At 45.6% G+C, this 14,848-nt stretch carries 22 protein-coding genes and 1 pseudogene; 12 read left to right on the forward strand and 11 right to left on the reverse strand.

The window, feature by feature from the left end; translation table 11 throughout:
- Position 1: 1 nt before the first annotated feature.
- Positions 2-832 carry an octanoyl-[GcvH]:protein N-octanoyltransferase gene (gene lipL, locus VQ00_RS05135; protein ID WP_046179078.1) on the reverse strand — a complete coding sequence of 277 codons (831 nt, stop codon included), beginning with the start codon at positions 830-832 and terminating at the stop codon, positions 2-4.
- A gap of 240 nt (positions 833-1,072) precedes the next feature.
- Here lipL and hemQ point away from each other — a divergent pair, with 240 nt between their 5' ends.
- The 3 genes and pseudogenes from hemQ to gerQ all read left to right on the forward strand — a co-directional run bounded on the left by hemQ (position 1,073) and on the right by gerQ (position 2,750).
- Entirely contained in the window at positions 1,073-1,819 is a 747-nt protein-coding gene (gene hemQ / locus VQ00_RS05140; protein WP_046179079.1) for a hydrogen peroxide-dependent heme synthase, read from the forward strand.
- Between the two features lie 110 nt (positions 1,820-1,929).
- Positions 1,930-2,347: pseudogene (locus tag VQ00_RS05145) on the forward strand (cell wall hydrolase).
- Positions 2,348-2,366: 19 nt separating this feature from the next.
- Positions 2,367-2,750 carry a spore coat protein GerQ gene (gene gerQ, locus VQ00_RS05150; protein WP_046179080.1) on the forward strand — a complete coding sequence of 128 codons (384 nt, stop codon included), beginning with the start codon at positions 2,367-2,369 and terminating at the stop codon, positions 2,748-2,750.
- A 41-nt stretch (positions 2,751-2,791) separates the two neighbouring features.
- Here gerQ and VQ00_RS05155 read toward each other — a convergent pair whose 3' ends face one another.
- From VQ00_RS05155 to VQ00_RS05170, 4 genes are read right to left on the reverse strand one after another with little or no spacing between them, the layout of a single operon-like run.
- Positions 2,792-3,163, reverse strand: a complete 372-nt coding sequence (locus VQ00_RS05155; protein ID WP_046179081.1) for a DUF423 domain-containing protein — start codon at positions 3,161-3,163, stop codon at positions 2,792-2,794.
- A gap of 12 nt (positions 3,164-3,175) precedes the next feature.
- A complete protein-coding gene (locus tag VQ00_RS05160; protein WP_046179082.1) occupies positions 3,176-3,445 on the reverse strand; it encodes a YwdI family protein in 270 nt (89 codons plus the stop codon).
- A complete protein-coding gene (locus tag VQ00_RS05165) occupies positions 3,442-3,600 on the reverse strand; it encodes a hypothetical protein (protein WP_046179083.1) in 159 nt (52 codons plus the stop codon). Before VQ00_RS05165 ends, VQ00_RS05160 begins: the two co-directional genes overlap by 4 nt.
- A gap of 35 nt (positions 3,601-3,635) precedes the next feature.
- A complete protein-coding gene (locus VQ00_RS05170) occupies positions 3,636-4,331 on the reverse strand; it encodes a uracil-DNA glycosylase (RefSeq protein ID WP_046179084.1) in 696 nt (231 codons plus the stop codon).
- 308 nt (positions 4,332-4,639) lie between these two features.
- Between VQ00_RS05170 and pdxK the strand changes: the two genes are divergently transcribed.
- Positions 4,640-5,437, forward strand: coding sequence for a pyridoxine/pyridoxal/pyridoxamine kinase (pdxK, locus tag VQ00_RS05175; RefSeq protein ID WP_046179085.1), 798 nt, complete (start codon positions 4,640-4,642; stop codon positions 5,435-5,437).
- 116 nt (positions 5,438-5,553) lie between these two features.
- Here pdxK and VQ00_RS05180 read toward each other — a convergent pair whose 3' ends face one another.
- On the reverse strand, positions 5,554-6,105 hold the full coding sequence (locus tag VQ00_RS05180) for a nitroreductase family protein (protein ID WP_046179086.1): 552 nt from the start codon (positions 6,103-6,105) through the stop codon (positions 5,554-5,556).
- Between the two features lie 123 nt (positions 6,106-6,228).
- On the opposite strand from VQ00_RS05180, the gene VQ00_RS05185 reads away from it, so the two are divergent.
- Together VQ00_RS05185 and bshB2 are read left to right on the forward strand one after the other, a co-directional pair.
- Complete coding sequence (locus tag VQ00_RS05185) at positions 6,229-6,576, forward strand: YojF family protein (RefSeq protein WP_046179087.1); 348 nt, start codon at positions 6,229-6,231, stop codon at positions 6,574-6,576.
- Between the two features lie 18 nt (positions 6,577-6,594).
- Positions 6,595-7,311, forward strand: coding sequence for a bacillithiol biosynthesis deacetylase BshB2 (gene bshB2 / locus VQ00_RS05190; protein ID WP_245618035.1), 717 nt, complete (start codon positions 6,595-6,597; stop codon positions 7,309-7,311).
- 248 nt (positions 7,312-7,559) lie between these two features.
- Here the strand turns inward: bshB2 and ilvA are convergent, their stop codons facing one another.
- Together ilvA and VQ00_RS05200 are read right to left on the reverse strand one after the other, a co-directional pair.
- Entirely contained in the window at positions 7,560-8,807 is a 1,248-nt protein-coding gene (gene ilvA / locus VQ00_RS05195) for a threonine ammonia-lyase IlvA (protein ID WP_046179088.1), read from the reverse strand.
- Positions 8,808-8,849: 42 nt separating this feature from the next.
- Positions 8,850-9,722: a Cof-type HAD-IIB family hydrolase gene (locus VQ00_RS05200; protein WP_046179089.1), complete on the reverse strand. Its 873-nt coding sequence runs from the start codon at positions 9,720-9,722 to the stop codon at positions 8,850-8,852.
- Positions 9,723-10,082: 360 nt separating this feature from the next.
- Here VQ00_RS05200 and VQ00_RS05205 point away from each other — a divergent pair, with 360 nt between their 5' ends.
- From VQ00_RS05205 to VQ00_RS05220, 5 genes are all read left to right on the forward strand, one after another.
- The gene (locus VQ00_RS05205; RefSeq protein ID WP_046179090.1) at positions 10,083-11,177 is read left to right on the forward strand and encodes an AI-2E family transporter; all 1,095 of its coding nucleotides are present in this window, start codon (positions 10,083-10,085) and stop codon (positions 11,175-11,177) included.
- Between the two features lie 105 nt (positions 11,178-11,282).
- The gene (locus VQ00_RS18445; protein ID WP_156153974.1) at positions 11,283-11,426 is read left to right on the forward strand and encodes a hypothetical protein; all 144 of its coding nucleotides are present in this window, start codon (positions 11,283-11,285) and stop codon (positions 11,424-11,426) included.
- Positions 11,427-11,441: 15 nt separating this feature from the next.
- A complete protein-coding gene (gene yknW, locus VQ00_RS05210) occupies positions 11,442-11,930 on the forward strand; it encodes a YknW family membrane protein (protein ID WP_245618041.1) in 489 nt (162 codons plus the stop codon).
- Positions 11,931-11,948: 18 nt separating this feature from the next.
- A complete protein-coding gene (locus VQ00_RS05215; protein WP_046179091.1) occupies positions 11,949-12,173 on the forward strand; it encodes a hypothetical protein in 225 nt (74 codons plus the stop codon).
- 45 nt (positions 12,174-12,218) lie between these two features.
- Positions 12,219-12,683, forward strand: a complete 465-nt coding sequence (locus tag VQ00_RS05220) for a helix-turn-helix transcriptional regulator (protein ID WP_172645544.1) — start codon at positions 12,219-12,221, stop codon at positions 12,681-12,683.
- A 35-nt stretch (positions 12,684-12,718) separates the two neighbouring features.
- Here VQ00_RS05220 and VQ00_RS19330 read toward each other — a convergent pair whose 3' ends face one another.
- A complete protein-coding gene (locus VQ00_RS19330; protein ID WP_256519584.1) occupies positions 12,719-12,844 on the reverse strand; it encodes a hypothetical protein in 126 nt (41 codons plus the stop codon).
- Between the two features lie 103 nt (positions 12,845-12,947).
- Between VQ00_RS19330 and VQ00_RS05225 the strand changes: the two genes are divergently transcribed.
- Positions 12,948-13,751: an alpha/beta hydrolase gene (locus tag VQ00_RS05225; RefSeq protein WP_046179093.1), complete on the forward strand. Its 804-nt coding sequence runs from the start codon at positions 12,948-12,950 to the stop codon at positions 13,749-13,751.
- A gap of 196 nt (positions 13,752-13,947) precedes the next feature.
- On the opposite strand, the gene VQ00_RS05230 is transcribed toward VQ00_RS05225, so the two are convergent.
- Entirely contained in the window at positions 13,948-14,235 is a 288-nt protein-coding gene (locus tag VQ00_RS05230) for a macro domain-containing protein (protein ID WP_046179094.1), read from the reverse strand.
- A 114-nt stretch (positions 14,236-14,349) separates the two neighbouring features.
- Positions 14,350-14,829 (reverse strand): Cys-tRNA(Pro) deacylase, encoded by a 480-nt coding sequence (gene ybaK, locus VQ00_RS05235; protein WP_046179095.1) that lies wholly within the window; start codon positions 14,827-14,829, stop codon positions 14,350-14,352.
- Positions 14,830-14,848: the final 19 nt, after the last annotated feature.

Here is a 14,848-nt window from a genome sequence, read left to right on the forward strand (position 1 = left end):
CCTATGCGAGTGCTTTGTCGTTTCGTTCGATGATCCGCTGCAAATAGCCGTCAAAGATGTCTGCTTCAAACGAAGTCATGGAGCCGCCTTCAAGCGGACCACCGAGTTCTTTTAGCGATTGAAGGAAACGGATCATCACGCTCTGGATTGTCAACGGCTCTCCGGTTAGTTCGGCAAGAGACGCCATCACATCCGGCTCGATATTCGGATAAACCCATTTCGTCTCATTGTTTCGTTTGGCCGCTTCGTAAAACGTACGAATCTCTGCCGCTCTTTCTGATCCACTGCCATTCACACATAAATAGATTTGAACAGCAACGCCTTTTTTCAAGCGGCGCTGTGAAATACCAGCGAATTTCTGTCCGCCAATACTAAGATCATAGCTTCCAGGACAGTAGGAACCGACAATTTCATAGGCATCGATATTGGCCTCTGGAAACATATGGCACATAAGCGTGTACATCGCTTCGTAGCCGCGGTCAATGTCGATGCCTTTTTCCGTATCTGGTATAATAAGCGACAAATTTAGCACGCCATCATCAAGGAGTACCGCCAAGCCTCCCGAATTTCGGACAATGACCCGGTAGCCGGCGTCTTCCAGGACTTTCACGCCGTCTTTTAAATACGGAAGCTTCGTATCTTGAATGCCCAGCACGACCGTATCATGATGCACCCACGCACGTGCAGTTGCCGGGCTGTATCCGGCACCGATTGCTGTTGCCAGCGCATCGTCGGTTGCAAATGAATGAAGCGGGTTAAAGCCAGGTCCATAGGCGGATTGGTCGATAAATCGCCAAACCGGACGGCGTATGAGCGATTCTGATTGATCCATAATTGTTATTCCCCTTCACAAAATGTTCTCTTTCAACTGTAGCTTTCTGACGGGAGCGGTTCAAGCTTTAGGCCTGCTGAGCAGGGCACAAAAGCGTTGCGACGACCCGGATGGTCTAGTCGCGTGAATGCCACAGGACATGGCAGCTTTGAAGCGCAGCGGGAGGACACCGCGAAGTTAGCTTTTGATCATTTTATGCTATAGTAGAGTCAGAATACAATACATAGGAGATGAATGAAAATGAGTGAAGCAGCAAAAACGCTTGAGGGCTGGTACTGTTTGCATGATTTCCGTTCAATTGACTGGGCATCATGGAAAATGCTGTCGAGTGACGAGCGGGAAAGTGCAATCAGCGAATTCCGCAAGTTTCTTTATAAATTGGAAGCCACACAGGAGTCGAAAGAAGGCAGTCATTCATTTTACAGCGTCGTTGGACAAAAAGCCGATTTCATGCTGATGATTTTGCGCCCGACGATGGCAGAATTGAATGTGATTGAAACCGAATTTAATAAGCTGAAAATTGCCGAGTTTACGACTCCGGCCTATTCTTACGTATCGGTAGTCGAACTTAGCAACTACCTTTCTTCTGACGAAGATCCCTATCAAAATCCACAAATTCGTGCACGTCTGTATCCGGAACTGCCGAAATCAGAATATGTCTGCTTCTATCCGATGGACAAACGCCGCCAGGGAGAAGATAACTGGTATATGCTTCCAATGAAAGAACGTGGTTCCCTCATGCGCAGCCATGGCATGATCGGACGCCAGTATGCCGGCCTCGTTAAGCAGATTATTACCGGTTCTGTCGGATTTGATGATTATGAATGGGGCGTCACGCTTTACGCAGATGACGTACTTCAATTTAAAAAATTAATTTATGAAATGCGTTTCGATGAAGTGAGTGCACGCTACGGCGAATTTGGCTCCTTTTTTGTCGGCAGCTTGCTGACAGACGAAAAATTCGCACAAATGATGCATGTTAATTAACTGTTGAATGAAAACGCGCCCTCACCGGGCGCGTTTTTTTTTATGCAAGGGCCGTAGACAAAAGCACCTTTGAATACGAATCTGCATACTTTACAAAGGGAGGTGTTCATTTGCCTGTTATTGCTTACACAGAAGAAAAGCTTTTAGCCCGGCTGATGCGGTCGGAAGCCGGAGGAGAAGGTCCACTTGGTATGCTGATGGTTGGAAATGTAGGCGTTAACCGAACACGTGCAGACTGTCTTGACTTCAACCAAATTCGTAATTTACAAGACATGGTCTTTCAGTCTCCAGGCGGTTTTGAGGCAACACAAAAGGGATATTTTTGTCAAAGAGCACGTCAGGTAGACATTGATTTGGCATGAAAAGTCGTTAACGGCGGCCGCTATCACCCCGGCATCCAATGCACTCTGGTTTTTTGAGCCTGAAGGACCGTGCCCTGCTCAATGGTATGGTCAGTACAATACCAGCCGATACAAATCACACTGTTTTTACAGTCCACTTGCATCCGTCTGTCCACGTGTATATTAATTAAGGGGGAATAGTAAAGATGAATCCTTACGGTTACATGGCGATGCCCGTTCAGCAGGTACCGATGCCGATGCCTGGTGGTCCAAGACAAGGGCAAGGGCAATATCCACCAGGCATGGGGCAGGGTCAAGGGCCGGGTGCGGCTCCCGCTCAGCCTACAATGGAAGAGTCTTATATCGAGAACATTTTCCGCTTGAACCGAGGCAAAATGGTGACGGTATATACTACATTTGAAAACAATAAAGAGTGGAACGCTAAAGTGTTCCGTGGACAAATCGAAGCAGCCGGACGTGACCATTTAATTTTAAGTGAGCCTAACGGCCGGCGCTATCTTATCCCGCTTCTTTATCTGGATTATGCCACATTTGAAGGTGAAGTTGTTTACGAATATCCGTATCACTGATAACAAAAAAGGTGACCCGCGTGTTGGGATCACCTTTTTTGTTACATATTTTTCACAGTAGCAATAATAACCAAAATCCACGCTGCCAAGAATGCGAGCCCGCCGAGCGGCGTGATCGCACCGAGTTTACTAATGGCTGTGACTGCAAGGACAAACAGGCTCCCTGAGAATAAAACGATCCCGGCCATCATAAGCCAGCCCGACCAGTTAAGCGCTGAGCTACCCGGGAATTGCCCCATTAAAAAGCCGACGATCATTAAGCCGATCGCGTGAAACATCTGATATTGAACAGCCGTTTTCCAAATCTCTAAATACTTCGCTTCCACTTTCCCTTCCAGTCCGTGGGCGCCAAATGCACCAAGTGCCACCGCTAAAAAAGCGTTAACCGCTCCTAAAATAATAAATAATTTCATTGTTTTTCTCCTTTAAAAATCAAAAATAGACTCTCCGTTTGATCCATCCCCTGTTGCAATCCGTCCTGGCTGACCTACGACCTGCACCGGCTGCTGTACCGGCTGCGGAATAACAGCCGGTGCCGCCATCGGTTTTGGCACTGGTGTTTCTATTCCCATCAACAAATCGCACATTGATTTGATCGCATAAACATGCTTCTCCATATCATTTGGATTTGCATTTTTAGCAGCAGTAATCTCCTGCTCCATCTTCTGCAGCACTTTTTCAAGTGATACCTTCATTTTTTCTCACCCGCTTTCGGCGAAAATTGAAAACATGGATGGCCTGATGACCGCTTGACGACAACAGACGGCACCTGCTTTGTTTTAAATCCGTAAGCACGGCAGCCACGCGGTGCTTGGGGGTCCCACGTTACGTGAAAATGTTGGCATTTCATACAATTTGGTTCCGTTTTAAGCCCCCTCCTTTTTATTACGTTTCACGTGAAACATTATTTTCTAAACACCAGTTAATTGGCTTTTCACCCATTGAAGCCAGCGCATCATTTGCCTGTGAAAAAGGACGGCTGCCAAAAAAGCCACGTGATGCAGACAATGGACTTGGATGCGGCGATTCAAAAATGACGTGTTTTTTTGTATCAATCAATGCTTTCTTGCTTTGGGCAGGCCTCCCCCATAGTAAAAAAACAACAGGCTTTTCCCGGTTGCTGATCAATTGAATGACTTGGTCCGTAAACGTTTCCCATCCTTTGCCCCGATGCGAATGAGCCTTTCCTTCCCGAACGGTTAAAACCGTATTTAACAGCAGCACACCTTCATCCGCCCATTGCTTTAAATAACCATGATTCGGTATTGGACAGCCGAGGTCTTCTTTTAATTCCTTGTACATGTTTTTCAGCGATGGCGGCGGCACGATTCCCGGCTGAACCGAAAAGCTAAGACCGTGTGCCTGATTTGGACCATGGTACGGGTCTTGTCCAAGGATAACGACTTTTACGTTTTTATAAGATGTAAAATGAAGCGCATTAAAAATATCATTCATATTTGGATGGATCGTCTGCGTTTTATATTCTTCTTTTAAAAAAGACCGGAGCTCCTGATAATATGGCTTTTCAAATTCGTCTTCAAGCAGCGGCGCCCAGTCGTTCGTTACTATTTTTTTTGTCATGCGGCTCACCTCCCTTCTCATTATAAAGGAATAAAGCGCTGTTTAAAAACAAAGCGGACGGTTAAATCAGTACAAAGTTGAAAAACGGGGAGATTTTTGTGTGTATACTGCAAAAATCGTAACAAATCAAACTGAAGCGGCGGACTATGAAGAACAGCTCGCACCCGGCCTGCTTTTTGTCGTTATAGCAAAAGAAACAGCCGATGATACAAAATAACACTCTGAGAAAAAAAGGGGCGTTTTTTCTTGTGCATTTTGGAATAGTTTTTTACACTGGAGGAAGTGTATAAAGAGGAGGAATTTCATTCATGAAAAAGACATTAACCATTGCAGGATCAGATACGAGCGGTGGTGCGGGCATTCAAGCTGATTTAAAAACGTTCCAGGAGCACGGCACTTACGGCATGACAGCGTTGACGACGATTGTAACGATGGATCCCGATAACGGCTGGAGCCACGGTGTTTTCCCATTAGCGATTGATGCGCTCGAAGCACAATTAAAAACGGCGATGTCGACCGGCATTGACGCACTAAAAACAGGGATGCTTGCGACACCGGAAATTATCGAAACTGCAGCAGCATCGATTAAAGCGAACGACGTCCAAAAAGTCGTCATCGACCCGGTCATGGTATGTAAGGGCGAAGATGAAGTATTAAACCCTGAAGCAGCTGAAGCAACGCGTGATTTGCTTTTGCCACTCGCCACTGTTGTAACACCAAACTTGTTTGAAGCTTGGCAATTGTCCGGTGTCGGTCCGATCCGTACGATTGACGATATGAAAGAAGCGGCGAAAAAAATTCATGAGCGCGGTGCGAAAAACGTCGTTGTTAAAGGCGGCAAGCAGCTTGAAAGCGACAAAGCGATCGATCTTTTCTACGACGGAGAAGAATTTATTTTGCTTGAAGGCGAAAAACATAACACGACTTACAATCATGGCGCCGGCTGTACGTTTGCGGCGGCGATTACAGCTAATTTAGCAAATGGACAGGACGTAAAAGAAGCGGTCAATAACGCGAAAAACTTCGTTAATGCAGCTATTAAACACGGCTGGAAACTAAACGAATACGTTGGACCGGTTATGCACGGCGCTTATAATAAAAACTAAACAGGAGCACCCGCCAGACAATGTGTCAGGCGGGTGCTTTATTGTAGTTCTGTTACTTATTCGAATTGGTGTCCAGTTAACGGGATTTGTGTCCACTCAATCCCTTTTATGTCCATTCAACCAAAATACGTTATTTTCTTTTCGATTGGTGTCCGTTCTTTTGCTTTTGGCAGTTCGTCGTAGTAGCCGAATTGCAGCATCGCTAAAATGCGCTCCCCTGGCTTCACATCGAGCGCCTGTCGGAATTTTGGCGCATCGATCCAGACGGGTGTTTTCCAGCATGTGCCGATTCCCTTTTCCCAGGCGAGCAGCTGCGCATTTTGAATTAAGGCACACGCAGCAGAAAAGTCTTCAAACCGTTCTTTTTGGCGTGAGTCTTCCGGAATGATGACAAAAACAAAGGCGCCCGGCAGCTTAAAGCCAGCGGTTTTTTGTTCTAGTTCTTCCTCAGTCATCATGTTCCATTTCGGAATCGTGCATTCTTTCATCGTATTTCGGATCGCGTCAAGGCCTTTATCAGCTGCGACCACAAAACGCCACGGCTCGCGGTTTCCATGATTTGGCGCCCAGGCCGCATCTTTTAAAACAGCGGTTACGTCTGACAGGGCTACGGCCTTCCCGTTAAATTTTTTAATGGATCGTCGTTCTCGAATAATCGTTTTCAGCACATTAACACCTCTATCTCAAAATTATTTCTCCATTCATCATACTGAAAAAGCAGGATTTTCGCTATCCGAATCATTTTTTAGTACAATAAAACCAGAACTTATTTTGACGGGAGGGCAACGGGCATGGAACCGATTTTACCTGAAAAGGTGCAGGAACTCATTAACAAGTTTGCCGGTGATGAAGTATACCTTCACATGGAAACGACAAACGGCGCGTATGCATCGCACTTTAATGAAAAGTTTTTCTCAGCGGGGGCGTATATCCGCAATGCGAAACTTACATATGAACATGGCAAAATTGTCGGCGACGGACCGTTTCGTGTCGGGCTGAAGCTTACTATCGGCTGGGTGTATGCAGAAGGACTGACACATTACGGATTTGATGAAGACGGGCATCTGCTGATGGCGGGGCACGATTTTGACGGAAAACTGGCGGTCGCACTGCAAATGGGCACAACACCATTTAAGTAAACGAAAGGAATGAAGACGATGACAGAAACAATGGAAATTGAACAGGAGCGCCACGTACTCGTCATTTTCCCGCATCCCGATGATGAAGCGTTTGGTGTCTCTGGCACGATTGCCATTCATACAGAGCGTAAAACGCCGGTCACATATGCGTGTTTAACACTTGGCGAAATGGGACGGAACCTTGGCAATCCCCCGTTTGCGACGCGTGAGTCGCTGCCGGATATCCGGAAAGCGGAGCTGCAAAAAGCAGCGGACGCAATTGGCATTCAAGATTTGCGCATGATGGGGCTTCGTGATAAAACGCTTGAGTTTGAAGATGATCAAAAAATGATGGACCTCGTAACGAATTTAATTAACGAGCTTGATCCTTCACTTGTAATTTCCTTTTATCCGGAATACTCCGTCCACCCAGACCATGAAGCGACAGCACGCGCGGTTGTCCGGGCGGTACGCGCGATGGATGCAGAAAAACGGCCGAAGCTGCACTGCGTCGCGTTTGCGAACAATACGCTTGAAGAAATTGGTGCGGCGGATATTCGCTACGACATCCGGCACGTGTATGATAAAAAAATGGAAGCGATGAAAGCACATATCTCCCAGACAATCTGGATGCTGAAAGAACTTGAAACAAGCGTGGCTGCTGAAGGAAGCGAGCTGCACGATCGCTTCAACTACGAACATTTTTGGACGTATACATTTGATGAAAAAGATAAAGTAACAGATATAAAAAGCTGATCTGCGGCCGCAGATCAGCTTTTTTAGGCCCGCAGGATGCGGGTCACAAAGGCGTTGCGACGATCCGGATGATCTGTCGGGCGAACGCCACAGGACGCTGCGCTCTTAGCCTTTTATTCTAAGGTGATGTCTAGCTCCAGACGGCCAGGCCCTCGGTCATAAGCCGTCACAGCCGTGTGGCAAAGAGCGCCACTCTGCTGGTCCGTCTTACGCCTGCCGGGCCTGAACGGCCGTCTTGCGCTTTTCTTTTAGATTAACAAGTTAAATAACAACGGATCATTATTAATTTCCATATATGGGAATCCATTTTCTTTCATGCGCTTCACGAGCGGTTCGTAGTCTTCTTTATACTTCAGCTCAATGCCAACAAGCACCGGGCCTTCATCACGATTCGTCCGTTTCGTGTATTCAAAACGGGTAATGTCATCCTGCTCGCCCAGCACCTGATCCATAAATTTGCGCAGTGCACCAGCGCGCTGAGGGAATGTGACAATAAAGTAATGCTTCAGTCCTTCATAAATAAGCGAACGCTCTTTAATTTCCTGCATGCGTTCAATATCATTGTTGCCGCCGCTTACAATGCAGACAACATTTTTCCCTTTAATTTCTTCCTTATAAAAATCAAGCGCCGCCACAGATAATGCGCCTGCCGGCTCTGCGACAATCGCATTTTCGTTATACAGCTGCAGGATCGTTGTACAAACTTTGCCTTCCGGAATGACTGAAATGCCATCCAGCACGTCCATGCAAATGTCCATCGTGACATCACCGACTTGTTTCACTGCTGCACCGTCTACAAATGGATCGATCGTATCGAGGCGGGTTACTTGTCCATTATTCAGTGACGCTTTCATGCCGGCTGCTCCTTCTGGCTCCACGCCGATCAGCTTTGTTGCCGGGCTGATGCCTTTTAAATAGGAACCAACGCCTGCAGCCAGACCCCCGCCGCCGATCGAACAGAACATGTAGTCAATCGGTGCCTGCATGTCGTTTAAAATTTCCACAGCCACAGTCCCCTGTCCAGCAATCGTCCGGTAGTCATCAAATGGATGGACAAACATTTTTTCTTCAGCCGTGCAGTATTCCATTGCCGCTATGTAAGAATCATCAAACGTGTCGCCTGTTAACACAACCGACACTTTATCGCCGCCAAACCGCTTCACCTGTGATACTTTTTGGCGCGGTGTTGTTGACGGCATAAAAATTTTCCCTTCAATGCCCATCGCAAAGCACGAATAAGCGACGCCCTGGGCATGATTGCCGGCGCTCGCGCAAACCACTCCTTTTGCACGTTCTTCCGCCGTAAGGCTGCGGATAAAGTTGTACGCCCCGCGCAGCTTAAATGAGCGGACGATTTGTAAATCTTCGCGTTTTAAATACACGTTACAGCCGTAACGCGCGGATAAAATATCATTTTTTTGAAGCGGTGTCTTGATAACCACGTCTTTGAGCACCTGGTTCGCCACGACGATTTCTTCTACCGATACTTTTGACAAAGCGAATTCTCCTTCTAATTACGAATTTTAAGAATTATTGTATCATTTGACCATGCTTCGTTCCAGTGCATCTTCAATCGCCTTGGCCACGCCGCTGTCTTCATTTTTCGCCGTTTCAAATCGGGCGGCTTTTTTTATGTTCGCATCCGCATTGCCCATCGCATACGAATAGCCCACACGCTCGAGCATCGACAAATCATTGTAATTGTCGCCGACTGCAAGCGCATCTTTCATGGACAGCCCTTTTGATGCCAAATAATTCTCCAAAGTAATTCCTTTTTGCGCTTGGTCGTTCGTCACTTCCAAGTTTTCATTTCCTGAAGAACTGACCGCTACACCGTCTATATTTTCAAGCCGGTCGGCCGCTTTTTGCAATAGATCATAATCTGTTGAAAAAACGAAAAATTTGTAAATGTGCTGACTCGTGTCACGAATGATTTCTTCATAATCGTTCACTTGCTTTACGAGACCGCGTTCAATGCGGAGTTTCGCCCGCTCACGAATGTCTTCCTCTTTTGTTTCAGGATGCGCAGACAGCACGATATCAATCAAAAGCTCAACTGCTTTTTCCGCGTTGTCTGTATAAGTCGCTTGATTGGTATATACTTCAAAGTAAACACCGACATCTTTCAAACGGTGATACAAATCGTATGCCAAATCATCTTCAAGCGCCGTAAATTGAATGATTTCACCTTTCGCATTGCGCACTTCCGCCCCGTTTGCGGCAATAATCGGGCACTCAATGCCGGTTCCGTCGAGCGCAAAACGAGCTTCCATATAAGATCGGCCTGTTGCGACAACGACTTCGATGCCAAGCTCCTGCGCTTTTTTAATGGCGGCGCGGTTCGCTTCGCTTACTTCCATTTTTCCGTTCAGTAACGTTCCGTCCATATCCGTTGCGATGCTTGTAATCATTCGTGTCACCTTCTCATTTATATTTAATCCCTTCCCATTTTAACATGAAAATAGTTCGGAAGCCGGAAAAATGCTGGAATACTGCGGCTTAAGGATTGTAAGCGCCATCAAAATTCTGTTTTTTATGAACATATACTGAAGCATATAGTTTCGGGGAACAATGAATTAAATTGTGCAAGTGATGAATATTTACACAAAGGAAGAATTTCTATTTGTTATCTTAATCATCCGTACACTTATCTCACTGCCTATTATTGCGGGCATTGCGCATCTTTATTTTTAAAAAGCCGCAACTTCCCGACTTTTTTTTCGTATAATCGGGTAAAGATAAGATGTTACATAGAAAGGAAGTAGTTTATTTTGACACATAAACTTTGGTTTCAAACAGGGATCGGTATCTTACTGGCAATGCTGATTATCTTTATGTTTCAGCAAATTCAAGAAGTATTTAATCCATTCGTTATTATTGCCAGAACGATTTTCCTGCCGCTTTTAATTGGTGGTGTACTTTTTTACTTAACACGGCCGCTGCTCCACTTTCTTGAGTCGAAAAAACTCCCGCGCTGGGCATCGATTACATTCGTGCTTACCGTTGTCATTTTTACTTTTTGGCTTATTTATGCGATGATCGCCCCGGTAATTGGGGAACAATCAGCATCTCTCGCCAAAAGTACACCTGAAATGATTAACGAAGGCGAGAAATGGGTTGATTACTTGCTGAGCCAGCGCGATGATCTTCCGCCGCAGGCACAGGATTCGGTTGAAAAAGCGATCAGCAATGTGACAAACAATGTAAATGATTGGGCTGCCGGCTTTGGCTCATGGCTGCTGACATTCCTGCAAAACTTTATTCAAGGACTATTTTTACTTGTATTAGCGCCATTTTTCCTCATCTACATGCTGAAGGATCATGAAAAATTCGCCCCGTTTTTGGCTGGCTTTTTCCATGGTGAACGAAGAACATGGGTTCGTAAGACGCTGCACGATTTGGACGTAACCCTCCGTTCTTATATTCAAGGCCAGCTGTTGGTCAGCTTTCTTGTCGGCGTTATGTTATTAATTGGTTACCTAATTATCGGTCTTGATTATGCACTATTGTTGGCACTGTTCGGCATGTTCACTAACGTGATTCCATTTCTCGGCCCGTATTTGGCCGTTGTGCCGGCTTTGATTATCGCGTTGATGCAAGAGCCGCAAATGGCGCTTTACGTCGCGATCATTATGCTCGTAGCCCAGCAGATTGAAAGTAACTTTATCTCACCGAACGTTATGGGCAAAGCGCTCGATATTCACCCGCTCACGGTCATTACCGTTATTTTAGCAGCTGGAAATATCGCTGGTATTTGGGGTATTATTCTTGCGATTCCGTTTTACGGTGTCGTCAAAACAATTTTATCGAACTTGTACCAGAAGCGGACCGAAATTCGTGAAGCAGCTGGGAAAGAAATTGATTAAAAAGGAAAGCTGTCTCAAATGGGACAGCTTTTTTATTTCCATTTTTTTCGACATGATACGTATGAATTCCCGTACCTATTTTATCAAAAAAAGGAGTATGAGAACATGATTGAAGAAACAAGCAAGACCACGCATCCGAAACCTTCCCTTTTTGGCTTGATCACAAGCCCTGTTGAGCAATTCAAACGGATGAAACAAAGACCGGTAATTTGGGGACCCAGTGTCATCGTCCTCATTCTTTTCACCTGATCCCTTTTGTTGGCTATGCTGCTTCCTGAATCACTTCAACTCATGTCAGAAAGTGGCTTGTCTATAGACCAAGCCCGAAACATCTCACTGATTACCGGCTTGATCACGGGTGTAATTATGTTTCCACTTACTATTTCAATCAGTGCCGGCATTATGTATTTAATTGTGAAAATAGCTGGTGGTGACACAACGTTTAAGCATTTAGTCAGCTTTACCATCTTTCTTGTCTTCATTATTACGATCGGGCAAATTATCAACTACGGTGTTGCTCTAGCAGCAGGTACAGATCCAAATGTGACGAGTATAAACGGCCTGCTGGGATTGGATGGGAAAATGGGCGGCGCTCTCAATATGGTAGAAATCTTCACAATTTGGTCAGTCATTCTTACCGGAACCGGCCTCCCAGTTGTAGCATCGATTTCAAAACGGGCCGCATGGATTATTGTAGCTGTTCTTTCCATCGTCACCATTGTAATCGGATTCTTAATGGGGACAGGTTATTAAGATGCTCAAAAAAAGAAAGTGCTTGTTCCACTTGTTGCTGTTATTATTGTTGCTTTTATCGGAGCAAGTGTATACCAGTCCCAGGCAAAAAATGAAGTTATCGTGAAAACCGGAATTATTCAAGAAGAAGAGCTTACAACAACTGTCATGATTCCTGGTACCCTTTCACTGGCGGATGAGCAAAAAGTATATAGTGATTTGGAAAAAGGCGATGTAGAAACGATTCACGTTAAAAAAGGTTGACGGATTTTATTCATGGTGTAAAACTACACGAAAGAGGTGATGTTCATGAAGAAAGATAACGTAATCGACGTTGTTTCGTCTAAATTTAAATTAATCCGCACAGAACGTGGCTATACACAGGATAAAATGGCAGAAGTAATCGGCTTATCGAAAAAAACACTTGTTCAAATTGAAAAAGAACGCATATTAGCAGGCTGGACGACGACCGCAGCTGTCTGCGCTTTGTTCCGTGACAGTGACATTCTCCAATCCGCGCTCGGCGGTGATCCCGTTGAAATCGCCGAGCTCGCTGCGCACGATACTATTACACGTCCTCAAAGAGATAAAACGATGGGCGGGCGTGTCTGGTGGCGGGAGCTTGATCACCAAAACGGCTTCCGTCTTCAGCAAAACATGATCAGCGGCCACTACCGTGTGCTTGACGCGGACGCTTACCGGCTCTTCAGTACGTACGATGTGGCGGAGGCCGAAGAACATTTTCAAGAGTACATCAGGCGTGTTCAATTTTAAGAAAAGAATTTCTGGAGACCAGCAAGAGATTGTTCTTATTGGTCTCCATCCGCACAATCAAAACAAAGTAACTCCTCTTCTTCTTTCACGCCGTTTAAAAATCCGTCCAGGCAATACACATCTTTCCCGCATGCAGCACATTGACCAATCAATTCCTTCACTGAAACCACCTCCCTTTTATTCGATAATATTCCGGTCTGTATCTTTTTGTCGAAGTTTCGTATAATAAAAAGCACTACTTTTAACGGAGAGGAACGACCGGCCATGCGGAAATACGGCTTATTTTTAGCAGCAGCTTTTTTGATTTATATGAGTTTTTTAACCCTCGAAAAAAGTGATTATGCCGTATCTGGCAACCAATATAAAGATCCGGTTTTGTTCGTTCACGGCTTTAAAGGCACAGCGCGGTCGTTTAATATGATGATTGGCCGATTTGAGAAGCGGGGCTGGGGAGAACGAGCACTGACGATGAATGTTACCCGGACCGGCCGGCTGCTTGTTCGCGAAGAGCCTTTTTCCGCGGATCGCCCCGCCTTTATTCATTTGATTTTTGAAAATAACCGGGCTTCTTTTGATGATACATCACGTGCACTTGCTGCTGTCATGCAAGTGCTGAAAAAAGAATATGGCGTGGAGCGTGTAAAAATCGTCAGCCATTCGATGGGTGGAATTGTTTCAGTGAAATTTTTACAGGAGCTGTATAACCCTGATCTCCACCCGATGACAGATCAGCTTGTCACGATCGGCAGTCCATTTGATGGCGTTTCCGGAAGCCGCTGGTTCATACAAAATCAAGGTCCTGCCGTATATGATTTAATGCCCGGGTCCCCGGCACTTGCAAAAATCGCCGCCAATCATAACCGGTTTCCGTCAGGGACGAACGTATTAAATATTGCAGGCACTGGTGATCAGGTAACCCGGCTTCAAAGCGCGCTCAGCTTCAAAGCGCTTGTGCCGGAAGACCAATACCGCGTTGAGGTACTGTATGATAAAAACATTACTCATAGCGGCCTTCATGAAACAGCGATTGTTGATGAAAAAATTGGTGCGTTTTTTGACTATAAATGAGGCAGTGTGCGGTGCTGCTTCATTTTTTATGCCCACTTGGCCAGTTTTGTGTCCACCCCCTGCCTTCTTTCTGTCCACTTAATAAAAATTTACGTCCATTCACACACAGTTATGTCCACTCAGCCGAATTGACGTCCATTTTCAACAAAAAAGCCGGCTCCCCTCACAAAAAGGGAAACCGGCTCTTTCATATATATTATCCTTTAAAAATGTCGCTATGTGATTCGCGGATGCGGGCTAAAACGGCATCTACGGTTGATTCAGCGTTTACGGGATACTCTTTTACTCGTGTGACGGAGCATGCGTCTCCTGTCTGGCATAACACTTTTACACATTCCGCTGTTTCTTCTTCGAGTTCATGCCATCCGCCTGCTTTAAAAAATGCGCCTGATGTCGCCATTTTTTCGTACTGCACTACAAAGTTTTCTTTTACTTCACCGGCAAAATAGCTTTTCACGTCAAGAAGATTTTCAACGACCATCATGGTTATGGGTCAACTCCTGTTTAATTTGATGCCCTAAGTATACGCCCATTTTTTTCAAAAAAGAACCGCCAGCCGCCCGAAAACCACATTTTCCACAATTCAGTAACATTTCATTCAAACTTTGTTCACAACTTCAAAAAAAGAAGCGTTTACTACGTCAGCAAGCTTTTTCGGAGCGAGTTCAATTTGTGCTCCGATCTTGCCGGCACTGACAACCATAGTCTTTAATTTTTCCGCCTGAACGTCGATAAATGTCGGGTACAGCTTTTTCATGCCAACCGGTGAACAGCCGCCGCGTATGTAGCCGGTCTGCTTTTGGATGTCTTTCACTGGTATCATCTCGATCTTTTTTTCACCTGCCGCGCGAGCCGCTTTTTTTAAATCAAGCTCACATTCTACCGGCACAACGAACACATACAATCGACCCGTGCCTTGTGCAACCAGTGTTTTAAAGACGCGCTGCGGAGCGACACCGATTTTCTCCGCAACGGACACGCCATCAATTTTTCCATCCTTGTTGTCATATTCATGCATTTGATACGAAATGCCTGCCGCGTCAAGCAGCCGCATCGCATTTGTTTTTCCTTTTGCCACAGTGTTTCCCCCTATATAT

This window comes from Domibacillus tundrae (genome assembly GCF_000970675.1).
Taxonomy (GTDB): domain Bacteria; phylum Bacillota; class Bacilli; order Bacillales; family Domibacillaceae; genus Domibacillus; species Domibacillus tundrae.

What these genes read in the sequence shown, in the direction of transcription:
- yknW (WP_245618041.1), top strand. Translation starts at nt 11,442, where the DNA reads ATGCTGCTTCCTGAATCACTTCAACTCATGTCAGAAAGTGGCTTGTCT.
- VQ00_RS05185 (WP_046179087.1), top strand. Translation starts at nt 6,229, where the DNA reads ATGGAACCGATTTTACCTGAAAAGGTGCAGGAACTCATTAACAAGTTT.
- gerQ (WP_046179080.1), top strand. Translation starts at nt 2,367, where the DNA reads ATGAATCCTTACGGTTACATGGCGATGCCCGTTCAGCAGGTACCGATG.
- VQ00_RS05155 (WP_046179081.1), bottom strand. Translation starts at nt 3,163, where the DNA reads ATGAAATTATTTATTATTTTAGGAGCGGTTAACGCTTTTTTAGCGGTG.
- VQ00_RS05165 (WP_046179083.1), bottom strand. Translation starts at nt 3,600, where the DNA reads ATGAAATGCCAACATTTTCACGTAACGTGGGACCCCCAAGCACCGCGT.
- VQ00_RS05220 (WP_172645544.1), top strand. Translation starts at nt 12,219, where the DNA reads ATGAAGAAAGATAACGTAATCGACGTTGTTTCGTCTAAATTTAAATTA.
- VQ00_RS05230 (WP_046179094.1), bottom strand. Translation starts at nt 14,235, where the DNA reads ATGATGGTCGTTGAAAATCTTCTTGACGTGAAAAGCTATTTTGCCGGT.
- bshB2 (WP_245618035.1), top strand. Translation starts at nt 6,595, where the DNA reads ATGACAGAAACAATGGAAATTGAACAGGAGCGCCACGTACTCGTCATT.
- VQ00_RS05160 (WP_046179082.1), bottom strand. Translation starts at nt 3,445, where the DNA reads ATGAAGGTATCACTTGAAAAAGTGCTGCAGAAGATGGAGCAGGAGATT.
- VQ00_RS05200 (WP_046179089.1), bottom strand. Translation starts at nt 9,722, where the DNA reads ATGATTACAAGCATCGCAACGGATATGGACGGAACGTTACTGAACGGA.
- VQ00_RS18445 (WP_156153974.1), top strand. Translation starts at nt 11,283, where the DNA reads ATGATTGAAGAAACAAGCAAGACCACGCATCCGAAACCTTCCCTTTTT.
- pdxK (WP_046179085.1), top strand. Translation starts at nt 4,640, where the DNA reads ATGAAAAAGACATTAACCATTGCAGGATCAGATACGAGCGGTGGTGCG.
- lipL (WP_046179078.1), bottom strand. Translation starts at nt 832, where the DNA reads ATGGATCAATCAGAATCGCTCATACGCCGTCCGGTTTGGCGATTTATC.
- hemQ (WP_046179079.1), top strand. Translation starts at nt 1,073, where the DNA reads ATGAGTGAAGCAGCAAAAACGCTTGAGGGCTGGTACTGTTTGCATGAT.
- VQ00_RS05225 (WP_046179093.1), top strand. Translation starts at nt 12,948, where the DNA reads ATGCGGAAATACGGCTTATTTTTAGCAGCAGCTTTTTTGATTTATATG.
- VQ00_RS05170 (WP_046179084.1), bottom strand. Translation starts at nt 4,331, where the DNA reads ATGACAAAAAAAATAGTAACGAACGACTGGGCGCCGCTGCTTGAAGAC.